Origin of the sequence: Victivallis vadensis (genome assembly GCF_003096415.1) — a bacterium.
GTDB classification, from domain to species: domain Bacteria; phylum Verrucomicrobiota; class Lentisphaeria; order Victivallales; family Victivallaceae; genus Victivallis; species Victivallis vadensis.
Window position 1 is genome coordinate 83,908 of the sequence record NZ_QEKH01000020.1, and the last position, 14,352, is coordinate 98,259.

14 protein-coding genes are annotated in these 14,352 nt (G+C 60.4%); 9 read left to right on the top strand and 5 right to left on the bottom strand.

The features are described 5' to 3' along the window. Nucleotides 1-31: 31 nt before the first annotated feature. From C8D82_RS12745 to C8D82_RS12755, 3 genes are read right to left on the bottom strand one after another with little or no spacing between them, the layout of a single operon-like run. Complete coding sequence (locus C8D82_RS12745) at nucleotides 32-826, bottom strand: hypothetical protein (RefSeq protein WP_133245194.1); 795 nt, start codon at nucleotides 824-826, stop codon at nucleotides 32-34. Continuing rightward, nucleotides 819-1,586, bottom strand: a complete 768-nt coding sequence (locus C8D82_RS12750; protein ID WP_116884674.1) for a lysophospholipid acyltransferase family protein — start codon at nucleotides 1,584-1,586, stop codon at nucleotides 819-821. The genes C8D82_RS12745 and C8D82_RS12750 overlap by 8 nt, the downstream gene beginning before the upstream one ends. A gap of 28 nt (nucleotides 1,587-1,614) precedes the next feature. Then, nucleotides 1,615-2,394 (bottom strand): GNAT family N-acetyltransferase, encoded by a 780-nt coding sequence (locus C8D82_RS12755; protein WP_116884675.1) that lies wholly within the window; start codon nucleotides 2,392-2,394, stop codon nucleotides 1,615-1,617. 287 nt (nucleotides 2,395-2,681) lie between these two features. Between C8D82_RS12755 and C8D82_RS12760 the strand changes: the two genes are divergently transcribed. The 6 genes from C8D82_RS12760 (at nucleotide 2,682) to smpB (ending at nucleotide 9,543) form a co-directional block, all read left to right on the top strand. After that, entirely contained in the window at nucleotides 2,682-5,135 is a 2,454-nt protein-coding gene (locus C8D82_RS12760) for a Na/Pi symporter (protein ID WP_116884676.1), read from the top strand. Between the two features lie 23 nt (nucleotides 5,136-5,158). After that, nucleotides 5,159-6,004, top strand: coding sequence for a fumarate hydratase (locus C8D82_RS12765; protein ID WP_353891167.1), 846 nt, complete (start codon nucleotides 5,159-5,161; stop codon nucleotides 6,002-6,004). Further along, entirely contained in the window at nucleotides 6,001-6,534 is a 534-nt protein-coding gene (locus tag C8D82_RS12770; RefSeq protein ID WP_116884678.1) for a Fe-S-containing hydro-lyase, read from the top strand. Before C8D82_RS12765 ends, C8D82_RS12770 begins: the two co-directional genes overlap by 4 nt. Before the next feature lie 752 nt (nucleotides 6,535-7,286). Further along, on the top strand, nucleotides 7,287-7,904 hold the full coding sequence (locus C8D82_RS12775) for a nucleotide exchange factor GrpE (RefSeq protein ID WP_116884679.1): 618 nt from the start codon (nucleotides 7,287-7,289) through the stop codon (nucleotides 7,902-7,904). A 6-nt stretch (nucleotides 7,905-7,910) separates the two neighbouring features. Then, the gene (gene dnaJ / locus C8D82_RS12780; protein WP_116884680.1) at nucleotides 7,911-9,068 is read left to right on the top strand and encodes a molecular chaperone DnaJ; all 1,158 of its coding nucleotides are present in this window, start codon (nucleotides 7,911-7,913) and stop codon (nucleotides 9,066-9,068) included. Nucleotides 9,069-9,081: 13 nt separating this feature from the next. Then, nucleotides 9,082-9,543, top strand: coding sequence for an SsrA-binding protein SmpB (gene smpB, locus C8D82_RS12785; protein ID WP_116884681.1), 462 nt, complete (start codon nucleotides 9,082-9,084; stop codon nucleotides 9,541-9,543). 58 nt (nucleotides 9,544-9,601) lie between these two features. Here smpB and C8D82_RS12790 read toward each other — a convergent pair whose 3' ends face one another. Beyond that, nucleotides 9,602-10,033 carry a phage holin family protein gene (locus C8D82_RS12790; protein WP_116884682.1) on the bottom strand — a complete coding sequence of 144 codons (432 nt, stop codon included), beginning with the start codon at nucleotides 10,031-10,033 and terminating at the stop codon, nucleotides 9,602-9,604. 426 nt (nucleotides 10,034-10,459) lie between these two features. Between C8D82_RS12790 and C8D82_RS12795 the strand changes: the two genes are divergently transcribed. Then, nucleotides 10,460-11,425, top strand: coding sequence for a reverse transcriptase family protein (locus C8D82_RS12795; protein ID WP_116884683.1), 966 nt, complete (start codon nucleotides 10,460-10,462; stop codon nucleotides 11,423-11,425). Between the two features lie 75 nt (nucleotides 11,426-11,500). Here C8D82_RS12795 and C8D82_RS12800 read toward each other — a convergent pair whose 3' ends face one another. After that, entirely contained in the window at nucleotides 11,501-12,847 is a 1,347-nt protein-coding gene (locus C8D82_RS12800) for an FAD-dependent oxidoreductase (RefSeq protein ID WP_116884684.1), read from the bottom strand. Between the two features lie 120 nt (nucleotides 12,848-12,967). Between C8D82_RS12800 and C8D82_RS12805 the strand changes: the two genes are divergently transcribed. Both C8D82_RS12805 and C8D82_RS20745 read left to right on the top strand, forming a co-directional pair. Beyond that, nucleotides 12,968-13,789, top strand: coding sequence for a helix-turn-helix domain-containing protein (locus C8D82_RS12805; protein WP_116884685.1), 822 nt, complete (start codon nucleotides 12,968-12,970; stop codon nucleotides 13,787-13,789). A gap of 351 nt (nucleotides 13,790-14,140) precedes the next feature. Beyond that, nucleotides 14,141-14,352, top strand: a 212-nt coding sequence (locus C8D82_RS20745; protein WP_133245188.1) for a hypothetical protein, incomplete at its 3' end; no start/stop codon positions are given.

A 14,352-nucleotide genomic window follows, 5' to 3' on the forward strand; every position in this document is an offset into this window, starting at 1 on the left:
ACAGAATTGCAAAACGCATCCACTCCGCACATCAGTGGCCGACGTGGAGCGCCAGCAGGATGCCGACCAGCAGAAGCACGCTTTCGGTGATCGCTCCGGCCAGCGTGATCCAATTGGCGGTGACGCCGCCGAATTCATGCAGGAAGTAGCGGCGGAAACCGGTGGCGATGAAATAGACCGCCGCTCCCGCAGCGATGATTCCGACCGGAAACGCCAGCATCAAAAGCACGTAGATCACCGCGGCCGCGATGCCGATCTTCTTATGGTTCTCCTCGGAAATCGCCAGAAACGGCTTCCCGGACTCGGAATCCGGCAGCATCGCCAGCGTCCCCTGCACCGTGAAAGCGCCGACCAGAATCACCACCAGCCAGAGCTTCGCGCCGTAAAAACACAACAGGAAGAAAAACAGCGCCTTCAGCAGCTCAAACACCGCCAGCAGCACCGTCAGCTGAGGCGAATCGGTCTGCACAAGCTCCGGATTCAACGCGCCCAGCGACTCGCGGAACGGCACCCGGCGGAATTTCAGCAGCAGCAGCGAAAGCAGCAGTCCGACGCCCCGCCCCGAATCCTTCAGATCGAGGAACGCGGTCGCCAGCAGCGCGAAAATGATCCCGCCCGCAATCCGGTTGAACACCGCCGAGCAGAATGCCGCGACCAGCACCAGCACCACCCCGATCGCCAATCCGAGCAGCGGGAAACCGATCAAGCGCGAAAACTGGTCGCAGCCCCGCCTGCGGTACTCCTCAAGGCCGGACGGCAGCGGAAAATCGATCAGCATCTCCCAGGCCGCCAAAGTGCCCCGTACCCATTTATCGACTCTAACCACGGTTCATGATCCTCCAATATTCCTCTTCCATGAAATCGTGCACCCGGTTCGCCAGATGCTTGCGGTCCTCGCCCGGCTCCGGCCGGATCACCGGCAGTACATGCACATCCGCCCGGATCTCCTTCAACCCCAGAATCCACCAGATATGCGGCAGCAGCGTGTAGTCGCCATGCCACGACAGCGGCCCGCCGTTGCCGTCGGCGGGAGTCGACTCAAAAAAAAGCAGTGTCGGCTGGATCGGCAGCCCCTGCTCCGCCGCCGCTTCGAACGGTGTGGATTTGAAAGGCAGCAGCCCATGCTTGCCGTCCGTGCTGGTTCCCTCGGCATAGACCAGCATCGGGATGCCGTGGCGCATGGTTTCGACCATCTCCTCGGCGGTCGCTCTGGACTTCTGCCGGGAACGCCGGTCGATCCAGACCGGGCGGCTCAGGCCGACCATCCAGCCGAGGAACGGCCAGCGCCTGATTTCGATCTTCGGCGCAAACCGGATCTTGAACACCGAACCGTGCGTCACCACATCCAGATATCCCTGGTGGTTGCCGATGATCAACCCTCCGCCGAACAGGTCGGGATCGCCGTGAACGGTGACTTTGAGATTGATGATCCGATTGGCCATTCTGGCCCACACCCGAGTCCAATACGAAGCACGCCTGACCGCCTTCCAGCTGTTTCCCCAGATAATCAGACGCACCCAGACCGACAAGCCTGTAAAACAGATCGCCAGCAGCAAAAGCCGCCATACAGCACGGATCCTGCTCATTCCCGCTCACTCTCCCGCTCTCTACACTCTACACATTGAAATGTCTCGCATAACGCTCCGGCACCGATTCGAAATCGAACCACACCGGGAAATCGATGGAACCGAACTCCCGGTCGAGAGCCGGAACTCCGCAAAATTTCGCACCGATTCTCAAATATCCCTTGAACAGCGGCGGAAGCGCCTTCACCGGTTCCGCCAGCTCCGGTACGCCCCCTTCCGGCAACGGCAACTCGAATCCGGGGCGCGGCACCGCCGAAATCTCCCGGCAGATCCGCCCTTCCCGCTCCAGCCAATGATAAAGCCCCCAGCCGATTGCCGCATCCGTATGCTCCAAACTGACGCAGCCGAGCATGTACCGGAATCCGCAGCGGCGGCGGTATTCGGCGATCCCCGCCCAGAGCAGCGCAACCGCCGCCCCCGAACGGTACTCCGGGGCCACGCAGGAGCGCCCCACCTCAAACACCTGCCGCATCAGCTCGTGCAGACCTCCGAACCGATATTCACGCTCGGAATAGAATCCGATCCCTGCCGCCGCCACCGTCCCGGCCTGCATCCGGTAAGTGCCGATCACCCGATCCGCCGCACGGTCGACCACCAGCAGATGCCGGCAATATTCATCATATTCATCGCGATCCAGTCCGATGCCGGGAAGTCCGGGCATCCTGCCCTGTTCGATTTTGAAGACCTGATACCGCAGCCGCATCGCCGCTTCGATTTCGCGACGGTTTTCCGCGATCTTGATCAGGAACCGCCTGTTTTCAACCAATGCCGGAGAGCAGTTCTCCGCTTCTTCCAACTGAATCTGCATCGCTCCGCCTCCTCCTGCCGGAAATCACAATTCACACTCCCGAAACCGGCAACGGACTCCACTCCGCATTCCGATTCCGCCTCCGCTTCATCAAACGCAACGCAATTTCGTTCCTATGTTTAATGATAGCACAAGCTCCGCGTTTTACAAGATTTTATCCGCTCAAAGTTGCTCAAAACCCTTGAGTTTATCCCATTCCGGCAGTATATTCAGCAAATGGCAGAGCGGAAATCCGGAAACGCATCCGGCTTTCCCCGCAATACAAACCGAAAAACAGGAAGAAATCTATGCGCTTACTCGCCCCGGCCCGCACCATCGGGCTGTCGTTGCTGCTGACGCTCACCGTGCTGTTTCTCTTCGGCTGTTCCGACGAACAGAGCCGTACCGTCGACCGGATCAAAATCATCTCCGGGAATGAACAATGCGCCCTGCCCGGACACGATTTCAAACAGGAACTCAAGATCGAACTCCTCGGCCCCAAAGTTCCCGGCCTGCTCGGCGGACAAGGCAGCCGCGCCCCGGTCGCGGACGTGCCGGTTCATTTCGTGCCGGTGGACGGTTCCGACCTGACCGTGACCCCGGCCACGGCGGTCAGTGACGCGGGCGGCGCCGTCACGGTAAAAGTCGCCGCCGGCAAACAGACCGGCGACCAGTATCTCGACATCATCCCCGGAGGTTTTGAAAAGAAGGCGATCCGGCTGCGTTTCATCACCGGCATGGAATTGAAAGGCGAGGGACGCGAGTACAAAGCCTCCGGCATCAGTACCGAACCGGTCGGCGTGAAACTGGTCGGAGCGGACGGGAAACCGGCCGCGGATATTCCGGTTCGGTTCCAGCTCCTTTCCACCGCGGAAGGGACCAGAACTACCGCCGCCGTCGACAGCCCGGTCGTGCTGACCGACGCCGACGGCGTCGCCGAAACCAGAATCAAGCTCGGCGACAAGACCGGCAGCTACCAGATCGGCATCGAAATCATGGCCCCGGACAAGGGTTTCCTCGTCAGCAGCAAACCTGTGAAAATCTTCGGTTTCAACCTGGTCGGCGTGGTGGTCAGCGTACTCGGCGGGCTCAGCCTTTTCGTCTTCGGCATGAAGCTGATGGGCGACGGCATCCAGAAGATCGCCGGGGAAAACATGAAAAAACTGCTGCAGTTCTTCGCCCGGAACGGCATCGTCGCGGTGCTGGCCGGCACCCTGGTCACGGCGGTGATCCAGTCCTCCAGCGCGACCACCGTGATGGTGATCGGCTTCATCAACGCCGGATTGCTGTCGCTGGTCCAGTCGATCGGCATCATCTTCGGCGCGAACATCGGCACGACGGTGACCGCGCAGATCATCTCCTTCAATCTTTCCGGGCTGGCGCTGCCGGCGATCACGATCGGCTTTCTGATCACCCTTTCGAGCCGGCGGGTCATTTCCGGCTGGGGCGAAACCATCCTCGGCTTCGGTCTGCTCTTCTTCGGCATGACCATGATGAGCGACGAACTCAAGGTGCTGGGCGAATTCGGCAGTTTCCGCGAGGCTTTCAACTATTTCGACTGCTCGCCGGTGAATGGTTGGATGCCGTTTCTCGCGGTGCTCGGAGCGATGGGCATCGGCGTCGTCGCAACGGTGCTGATCCAGTCAAGTTCGGCGGCGATGGGCATCGTGCTTGCGCTGGCAGGCTCCGGTCTGATCAATTTCTACACGGCGGTTCCCTTGCTGGTCGGCACCAACATCGGCACGACCATCACCGCGATGCTGGCCGCAATCGCCGCGAACCGCGTCGCGAAGCAGGCGGCGCTGGCGCACACGCTTTTCAACGTATTCGGAGCGCTGCTGATGCTGCTTTTGTTCTACGTGCCGTACGGCCCCGAACGGATTCCGGTCTTCCTTTATTTCATCAACGAAATCACCCCCGGCAACGCGTTCGCGGCGGTGCCGCAGAATCTCGAACGGCATATCGCGATGGCGCACACTTTCTTCAACATCGCGGTGGTCGTGGTGCTACTGCCGTTCATCAGGCAGTTCGCGATGCTCTGCAACTGGATTCTGCCGATTCCGAACAACGCCCCGGTGAAGATCACCATGCTCGAACCGAACCTGCTCTCCGCCCCGTCGATCGCGCTCAAGCAGACCATCCGGGCAATCAAGGTCATGGTCGAGGATTCCTGGCGGATGGTCGACACGGCGGTCAACAAGCACTTCCTCGCCTCCAGCGTGGATGAAAAGAAGTTCGAAGCGCTGGCCAAGGCCGAGGAACGCATCGACAAGATGCAGGCCGAAGTCACCGCCTATCTGGTGCAGCTGACCCGCCACCAGCTGACCGAACCGCAGTCGGAACTGGTTCCCTTGCTGATGCACTGCACCAACGACGCCGAACGGATCGCCGACCATACCGAAATCATCCTCCAGTTGACCGAACGGCTGACCAAAACCGACAAGAAGATTTCCGAAGCGGGGCGCAAAGACCTCAAAAAGATGTGGGAAGTCCTGAACGACCAGCAGAAAAACGTGATCGCCGCCCTCGGCAGCGACAACCCGGAAACCCTGAAATTCGCGCTGAAGGACCAGCGCAAGATCAGCAAAATGGCCGATAAATTCGAGTCCAACCACATCGACCGCCTGCGCAAGGGCAACTGCCTGATGGCCAACGGCATCATCTTCATCGAAATGCTCGGAGAACTTGAGAAAATCGGCGCCCACCTCGAAAATATCGCGGAACGCACGCCGGAAATTCAGAAACATTATATCGAGCTGTAAACGGGGAAAACACCATGAAAGCAATACGCGTGATCGAATTCGAGCGGATCGCCTCCGCTGTCGCGGACCTCTGCGGCAAGGCGGCATGCGACCTGCCTCCCGACGTACTGGCCGGACTGCGAAACTCCGGCGAAACGGAGCAGAGTGAACTGGGCCGGGATTTTTTCCGCCAGTATCTTGAAAACGCCCGCATTGCCGCCTCCGACCGGATGCCGCTCTGCCAGGACACCGGGTTCGCGGTCTACTTCGTCGAACTCGGCGACCAGGTGCGGCTCGACCGCGGCACGATCTACGAAGCAATCGAGGAAGGGACCCGCCGCGGCTACAAGGACCATTACCTGCGTAAATCGATCGTTTCGGATCCGCTTTTCGACCGCAGGAACACCTTCGACAACACCCCGGCGGTGATCCACCTGACCCTCGTGGAGGGCGAAAGCGTGAAAATCCTGCTGGCTCCCAAGGGCGGCGGCTCGGAGAATATGAGCGCGGTCAAAATGCTCAAGCCCTCCGACGGCCGCAGGGGAGTGGTGGATTTCGTGGTCGAAACCGTCCGCAACGCCGGCGGCAACCCCTGTCCGCCCACCGTGGTCGGCGTCGGTATCGGCGGCACTTTTGAAAAGGCCGCCTATCTCGCCAAGCATGCGCTGCTGCGTCCCCTCGGCTCCCCGAATCCCGATCCGCGCTACGCGGAGCTTGAAGCGGAAATCCTGCAGAAGATCAATGCCACCGGCGTCGGTCCCCAGGGCCTCGGCGGCGATATCACCAGTCTTGCGGTGCACATCGAATTCCATCCCTGCCACCTCGCCAGCATGCCGGTGGCGCTGAATTTGAACTGCCATGCGGCGCGCCATGCGGAGGTGACACTATGAAAGAAGCGTTGAAGCTCACTTCGCCATTTTCCGAAGCCGCCGCCCGCTCGCTGAAGGCGGGCGACCGCGTGTTGTTCACCGGCGTGATCTGGACCGGCCGGGACGCCGCCCACAAGCGGCTCGTGGCCCTGCTCGACGAAGGCAAGCCGCTGCCGGTGGAGCTGCGCGACCAGCTGATCTATTTCGTCGGCCCCTGCCCCGCCCCTCCCGGCCACCCGATCGGCAGCGCCGGACCGACCACCAGCGGCCGCATGGATGCGTACAGCCCCCGGCTGATCGCCGATTGCGGACTGCGCGGCATGATCGGCAAGGGGAACCGTTCCGCCGCCGTAATCGACGCGATGAAGCAGTACGGCGCCATCTATTTCGCGGCGACCGGCGGCGCCGGCGCACTGATCGCCCGGTGCATCAGGAAGTGCGAAATCATCGCCTTTCCCGATCTCGGCCCCGAAGCGATTCACCGGCTCGAAGTCGAAAACTTCCCTCTCGTCGTCGCGATCGACTCCCTCGGCAACAACCTCTATCACTGACATCCGCCGGAAGGCTTGTTCCTGCGACGCGAAGTGTCTTTGGAGTGCGGAGATTTATCTCCGCTTTCAAATCGCACGCGAGTTTTATTTTTGACTTTGCATTGCATTAAGAACAGGCGTGGTGCCCGGAGGGACTGCTTTGCTTGAGCGCAAGAACAGGTAAGGTGCCCGGAGGGTAGTAAGCACAGGATTGGCGGCCTGCGGATGGCTCCGGAGGGCCTTTAAAAAAGGCTGCCCGCCTTGCGGCGTGCTCGGCAGCGCCGTCCGGACCTCCCCGTCCGGATTTGAACTCACGCAGACTTGCGAAGCACTTCCGCTCGCGAGCGCGGCTTCGCCGCTTACTTGCCGGGCTGCGCCCGTCAACCCCTTCACCGCCCGCGTTGCGGGCTACGCCAGGGGGGGCTTCGCTCACTACGTTCGGCTTCGTCACTATCGTTCCTCGTTACTTGCCGAAGGCAAGTAATTCCCTCACATTCGTTCGCGGCGCTGACCGCGCTTGTTGTGCGCCACGTAAGTGGTTATACAGCCTTATTTGTGCGCCGCGTAAATGGTTATGCTGGCCGCCCGCTCCTTTGACGTGCCGGTCGCCGCCCGCGCAGGCAGTCATACAGGCTGGAAAAATTTACGGTGAAGCTGAAAATTCCGGGAAACGGCTATTGATTTTTCGGGAAAACCGTCTATATTGGTTAGATTAGCCCGAGTATTGCATAATACCCGGGACATCAGTTTATTAATTAAGGAGTTTTTACATAATGTCACGCAAACATCACCATTCGGAAACAGAACATCCGGGTTCGGAAGATCAGCTTGAACAGAATGAAACGGTTGAACCCCAGGAGCCGGTTCCGGCGGAAGAGGTTCAGGCGGAATCCATCCCGAGCGAAATCGATACGCTGAAAAAAGAGGTCGACGATCTCAAGGAAAAGCTGATCTACCTGCAGGCGGACTATCAGAATTACCGCAAGCGGGTCGCCAAGGATGTTTCGGATGCGCGGGTTTACGGCACCGCCAATGCGCTGTCGCCGTTCCTGACCGTGTTCGACTATCTGAATATGGCCAAAACCGCTTCGGAAAAATCCGACAACATCGAGTCGATCCGGCAGGGATTGAATATGATCATCGCCGAATTCTACAAGGCATTCGATGAACTGAATGTGAAAAAACTGGATTCGGTCGGCGCGAAGTTCAATCCCGAACTGCACGAGGCCGTCGCCCGCGAAGCCTCCGACACCATCCCCGAGGGGCAGATTCTCAAGGAGTGGTCGGGCGGCTTCAAAATGGGCGACAAACTGCTGCGCGCCGCCCGGGTAGTGGTTTCCTCCGGCCCCGCGGCCGAAGCGGAGACCGCAGAGGCGAAGAAGGAGGAATAAGCATTCATGGCACAGGATTATTACCAGATTCTCGGAGTGGAGCGCGGAGCCTCCGCCGATGAAATTAAGAAAGCATACCGCAAACTTGCGATCAAATACCATCCGGACAAGAATCCGGGCAACAAGGAAGCCGAGGAGAAATTCAAGGAAGTTTCGGCCGCCTATGAAACCCTGAGCGATCCGGACAAAAAACGGCAGTACGACCAGTTCGGCCACGACGCCTACACTTCGCGCGGCGGAGCGGGCGGCGGCGCCGCGGATTTCCGCCATGCCCAGGATATTTTCAGCCAGTTCTTCGGCGGCGGCGGCGGAGGTTTCTCCTTCGAGGACCTGTTCGGCGGCGGAGGCCACGGCCGTTCCTACAACGGCCCGGTTGACGGCAACGACCTGCGTTACGACCTTGAAATCAGTTTTGAGGACGCGATGTACGGTGCCGACAAGAAAATCACGCTTCCGCAGATGGTGGACTGCCCCGACTGCTCGGGGTCCGGCTGTGAGCCGGGCACCGGCAAAAAGACCTGTTCCACCTGCGGCGGAACCGGCCAGCAGACCATTTCGCAGGGATTTTTCAGCGTCCGGCAGCCCTGCCGCACCTGCGGCGGAACCGGCCAGATCATCGAGAAGCCCTGCAGGAAGTGCCGCGGCCGCGGCCAGGTTCGCGTGGAAAAATCGTTCCAGCTGCATATCCAGCCCGGAGTCGACACCGGCTCGCGGCTGCGGGTTCCGGGCAAGGGTGAAGCGGGTCAGCGCGGCGGCCAGCCGGGTGACCTGTACGTATTCATCACGGTCCGGCCGAACGAAATTTTCCAGCGTAACGGCAACGACCTGATGTGTGAAGTGCCGATTCCGTTCACTGCGGCGGTGCTCGGCGGCGTCGTCGAGGTGCCGACCATCACCGGCAAGGCCAAGATGCGCGTGCCCGCCGGAACCCAGAGCGGTACCGTGCTGCGGCTCAAGGGCAAAGGCGTACCGTCGCTTCGCGGCGGCGCGCGGGGCGACCTGCATATCCGCGTCGTCGTCGAAACTCCGGTCGCATTGAGTAAGGAGCAACTGGAAACGCTGACGAAATTCAGCGATTCCCTGACCGATAAAAACCAGCCGCGCCAGAAATCCTACGCGGAACGTGCCAGACAGTTCATGCGGGAAGATCAGGCGCAGTCATAATACGAGGTGAATCATGCCGCGACAGACTCCGGCGGATCCGGTACTCGCCACCAATAAAAAGGCGTTTCACAACTATCATATCATCGAACGTTTCGAAGCCGGCGTCGAACTGGTCGGAACCGAGGTGAAAAGCTGTCGCGACCGCGCGATCGTGATGAACGAGGGTTATGTGACCATCAACAACGGCCAGGCATGGCTGCTCAATGTTCATATCGCGGTCTACGGCTTCGGCAACCGCTTCAACCACGTCGCGACCCAGAAGCGGCGGCTGCTGCTGCACCACAACGAGATTCTGAAGCTCGCCCAGTGGCTCGGCCAGAAGGGCGGCACCATCGTCCCGTTGAAGTTCTACCTGAAAAAAGGACTGGTCAAGGTGGAGATCGCGTACTGTCAGGGCAAAACCCACGGCGACCAGCGCGAAACCCTGCGCCGCCGCCAGTCCGACCTGGAGATGCGCCGCGCGGTCAAACGCTGACGCCGCCATGCGAAAAGCGGCAGGCGAATTTCATCGCCTGCCGCTCTTTTTTCCGGATTCAACGGTGATACGTCCGACAAACCCGGATCAATCCGACATCGGTTTCCTCCCGCAGCACCGGATGTCCGGGGCCGTCACAGCCTCCGGCGACGACCGCCAGAATCGCAGTGAACAGCAGCACACCGATCCTGCCGAACAGCTTCGCCAGCGCTTTGCAGCGGCTGATCACCGCCGCATCCAGAATCGCCATGATGCCGCGCGCCGAATATCCGGCCAACGCGATTGCAGCGGTACGCAGGTTGTCGGACTGTACATATTCGCGGCACAGCCAGTGCACCAGCAAGCCGGCGAATACCGCAATCAGGATTTCGGCCGTTCCGATTCTCAGGTTGTACGGTTCGCCGCGTTTTTTGCCCACCAGCGTGCGGATGAAGCCGCCGAAGCCGCCCAGCAATATCACCATCCCCAATTCCCTGATCATCTGTTTCATGAAAACTCCTTTCCCGTTAAAATGATTTCGCTCGTACTCATAAGTACGAAATTTGTCAATCTGCGGGATTGCAAAAGATAAAAGATGTACTATTATAGTATAAAAGGGTTGTTTGACAGTCGCAATGATTTTTCCAGAATGCGGGTCTTCCTTCGGAAGACAGGGGCGGCGAGTCGCCGTCTTCGGACGATACTTCCGGTATCGGTGCTCATCTTCACCTGCCGGCAGGCGTTCTTTGCGGCCCTGCGGTCCGGGCCGGAGCGGCGTGTAACGCCACGCTGCGCGTAGTTTAAACACGCCTGTTTCCGTCCCGGCGCCGCATCATCCGCAAAGCTCCGCTTTCCGGCGGTGCGAATCTTTCGCAGAATCGTTTTCAGTGGAAAATCATTGCGGCTGTCTTTTTGAAAAACAGGAGGGGGATGGAAGATGGATGCGGAAGAAACAGCCTCCGGATTGCCGGAGCTGCCGGACGTCGAAGCGTTGTCGGAACTGCTGCAGATCGCCCCGAAATGGCTTTACCGGATTTCGAACCACACGCCCCGCTTCTACCGGGTCTATGCGATTCCGAAAAGGAACGGAAAATTCCGGATCATCGAAGCTCCCCGCCCGCTCCTGAAACGGCTTCAGCGCCGGATTCTCACCTCACTGCTCAATCCGGTGGAAGCCAGCCCTTACGCGACCGCGTTCGAACGCGGCAGGAGCATTGCGGACAACGCCCGTTTCCACCTGAACCAACCGGTCGTGCTCAAGCTCGACATTCGGAATTTCTTTCCTTCGCTGAAATCACCGCCGGTCTACCGGCTCTTTTTTGAGCTCGGTCATCCGCCGCCGGTGGCGGCGCTGCTCACGCGGCTCTGCTGCCTGTGCGGCCACCTGCCGCAGGGGGCGCCGACCAGTCCCCGGCTGGCAAACCTGCTGCTGCGTCCGGCCGATTACCGGATCGCGGCGTGGATCGGCCGCCGTCCGATCCAGTTTACCCGCTATGCGGACGACATCACGCTCTCCGGGGATTTCGGCCCCGAACATATCGCCGAAGCGATTCAGGTCTGCCGGCACGAACTGGGCAGGCTCGGCCTGCGCCTGAACCGCGGCAAAATCCGGATCGAACGGCGCTGCCGCCGCCAGACCGTGACCGGGCTGACCGTCAACGAGACACTCCACGCGCCGCGCCAAATGATCCGGAAGCTGCGGCAGGAAATGTTCTATATCCGCAAGTACGGCTGGGAAGATCGCCCGGAATCCGAACTGCACCGCCTGATCGGCATCGCCAACTTCATCCGGGATGTCGATCCCGGCGACGCCGCCTGCACCGCCCATCTGGAAAAGCTGCACGCGATCCTCTGGAACCGGCGCCAAAAGCAATTGAGTGAGCAATTCCGCCGCGGCCTGTAACCGTTTCTCCCCGGGAAGCCGGCGGCCCGGCTCGAAAAGCGCCGGGTTGTCGAAGAGGCTTTCAGGAAAAACGTATTACAGCATAATCGACCCGCCGGAGGCCAGCAGCTCCCGGATTCTGCGGCAATCGGTCTTCGTAAAATCCGCACCATGCTCCAGCGCCTGCGTCGCGGCGACTCCGGCGGCCTCGCCGCACTGGTTCAGGTTGACCATCACCCGGACCGCGCCGAATGCGTCGCGGTCCGCATCCAGCATCCGTCCCGCCGCGATCAGGTTGCGCATCCCCTCCGGCATCAGGCTGCCCAGCGTAAACCGGTAGAAAGGCAGAACCTCCCCTTCGGGCAGCCAGCGCGACCGGCAGACCGGCTTTCCTCCCCGATACGTGACCGCCTCGCCGTTCAGCCTGCGGAACGAGATGCTGTCGTCGCCGTCGCTGTGAATATCCACCGGATAAGTTCCGTTACCGATCGCATCGGGGAAAGCCGTCCCCGCCAGCATCTCCTCCCCCTTCAGCCGGGCGCGCGACTCGATGTGCAGCCCCTCGCGGATGCCGACCGCCGACGGAAGCGCCTGAAGCGACACCCGGTTCGGCCGGCACTCATTGCGGATCATTTCGAGGATCGCGCGCAGCTGCCGCCGGGAGTCGAGTTCGGCGCGGGTCGTCGCGTCGGCCTCCTCAGGGTCGTAATGCAGGACCCGGGTGCCGGCCAGCATATAACAGGAGCTGTTCGGAACCTCCATTCCCCACCAGTAGCCGCACGGCAGTTCCGGATACTTGTCCCGGAACTTTTCGACCATCGCGGTCAGGTTGAAGTCGCCGAGCGTCTTCCACCCCTCGAAACGCGCGCAGCTGGTCGGCGGCTGGAACCGTTCCGGGCGGCGCATCGCACACCCGGCGGCGCGGCAGAGCACGCCGTCGCCTGAAGCGTCGATGAATGCTCCGGCCCGGATCGCGAAGCGCCCTGCGTTGTTTTCCGCAATCACCGCCTCCACCTCGCCGGGCGCGCGCATCACCGCGCGGGAAAACGAGGTCTGTAAAAACAGCCGGATATTCGGATGCTCCTCCACCAGCGCATCCAGTTCCAGCGTCAGCAATTCGCTGTTCAGCCGGATGTTGAACTCCGCCGGAGTGCGGAAGTTGCCGATGCCGCCGCACCGCTCCAGCCGCTCCATCATCTCGAACGTCAGCCCGCCGATCACCTGCCGCGTCCCGGTCGCGTCGAACACCGAGTGCCACATGCTGACCAACCCGCAACTGGCGGTGCCCCCCAGCCGGTTCTGCTTCTCCACCAGAATCACCCGGGCGCCGAGCCGGGCGGCGCGGACCGCCGCGAATACGCCGGTGCAACTGCCGCCGATCACGCAGACATCCGCCTCCGCCGCGACCTTCACCTGCTCCGCCGGAATCAGGATCGTTTCCATCTTATGACCTTCCTTTCGTTTGGTTCTGCGGTAATTATACCGGAAACCCGCTGGAAAAGATAGGAAACTCCTGCTATCTTATTGTAAACAGATGCTTTTTACAACAGAACTATACCAATCATGCAGGAAATCGAAGCAATTCTGGACAATCTCGCCGACCTGACCGGTCTGATGGTGATCTGGAAGGAGGCAAACGGCTCCGGCTGCGGTTTCTCCGCCCGGCACACCTTCCACCTCTGCGGCTTCTGCAACGCGGTAAAGAGCAGCCCGGAACTCCTGCAGCGCTGTTCCCGGAACGACTCCCAGCTGCTCGCCCGCGAGGCCGGACAGCGTCGCGCTCCCTTCCTGCACCGCTGCCACGCCGGAGCAACCGAGCTGGTGATTCCGCTCTTTGAAAACGGCCGCTGCCGCGAACTGCTGCTGGCGGGCGTCTTCCGTTCCGCGGAGTCGAACTGCCCTTACCCGGAACAGGAGGCGGCCTTTACCGCCCTCCCCTGCCGGAACGCCGATACTCTGCGGACCGTCGAACGGCTGCTGGCGTCGCTCGTCCCGCTTCTCCGGGAACGGCGCGACCGCGCCCGGCTCGCCGAAGCCGGACGCACGGTCAGGGACGCCCGCATCGCCGCCGTCCTGGCGGCGCTCCGCGGCAATCCCGGCGAAAAATTCACCGCCGCCGCTTTCGCCCGCCGCTCAAACCTGAGCGAATCGCGTTTCATCCACCTGTTCAAGCAGGAAACCGGCCTCTCCTTTTCGGATTGCCTCCGGCGCGAACGGCTGCGCGAAGCCCGGCGGCTGCTCACGGAAACCGACCTGCCGCTGTCGCAGATCGCCCTCGCCTGCGGTTTTCACGACCAGAGCCACCTCGGCAACGCCTTCCGGCAGGAAACCGGCCTCACTCCCCGCGCCTTCCGCCGCCGCTTCGGCCGCGAAAAAAATTTCTGAACGAAAATCCGGGATTTCGCTGCTGCCGCAGCGACCAGCGCTTTCGCCGCTGGACCACGACCGGCAAGGTGCCGGTGCCATATACGGAATTGCTTTTCGCAACACGAAAAACAATTCCGAAAACAACAGTATATTTGAATGTTTCCATGAACGTCTCTTATTTACCGCCAATATTAAAAATGATTTATATTAATATCTTAATTTGGTAGCTGAATAAATATATTTTAAATAAATTTTTTCCGACTATTGTCTTTCTGGATTTTTTATGGTATAATTAGATCCTGTTGTGCGACGACAGTTGGCGCAGCCGCCCCGGTTTCCAATTTGAAAAGCGAAACGGGAGATGTTAAATTGAATTTAACACGAAGAGCGCGGTGTTGGGCCATCGGCTTGACGATGGCGGCGGGGAGCCTGATGGGGTATGGAGCGGAACAACTGAACTTTCGTTCGTCGCCGATGACGGCGGGTAAGGCTTCGCTGAGCGAAAACGGCTATATCGTGAGCCGGGAGCTGGGCGGAGCCAATTTTTCGCCCGAATTGCGGTATCCGGTGCAGTTAATCTA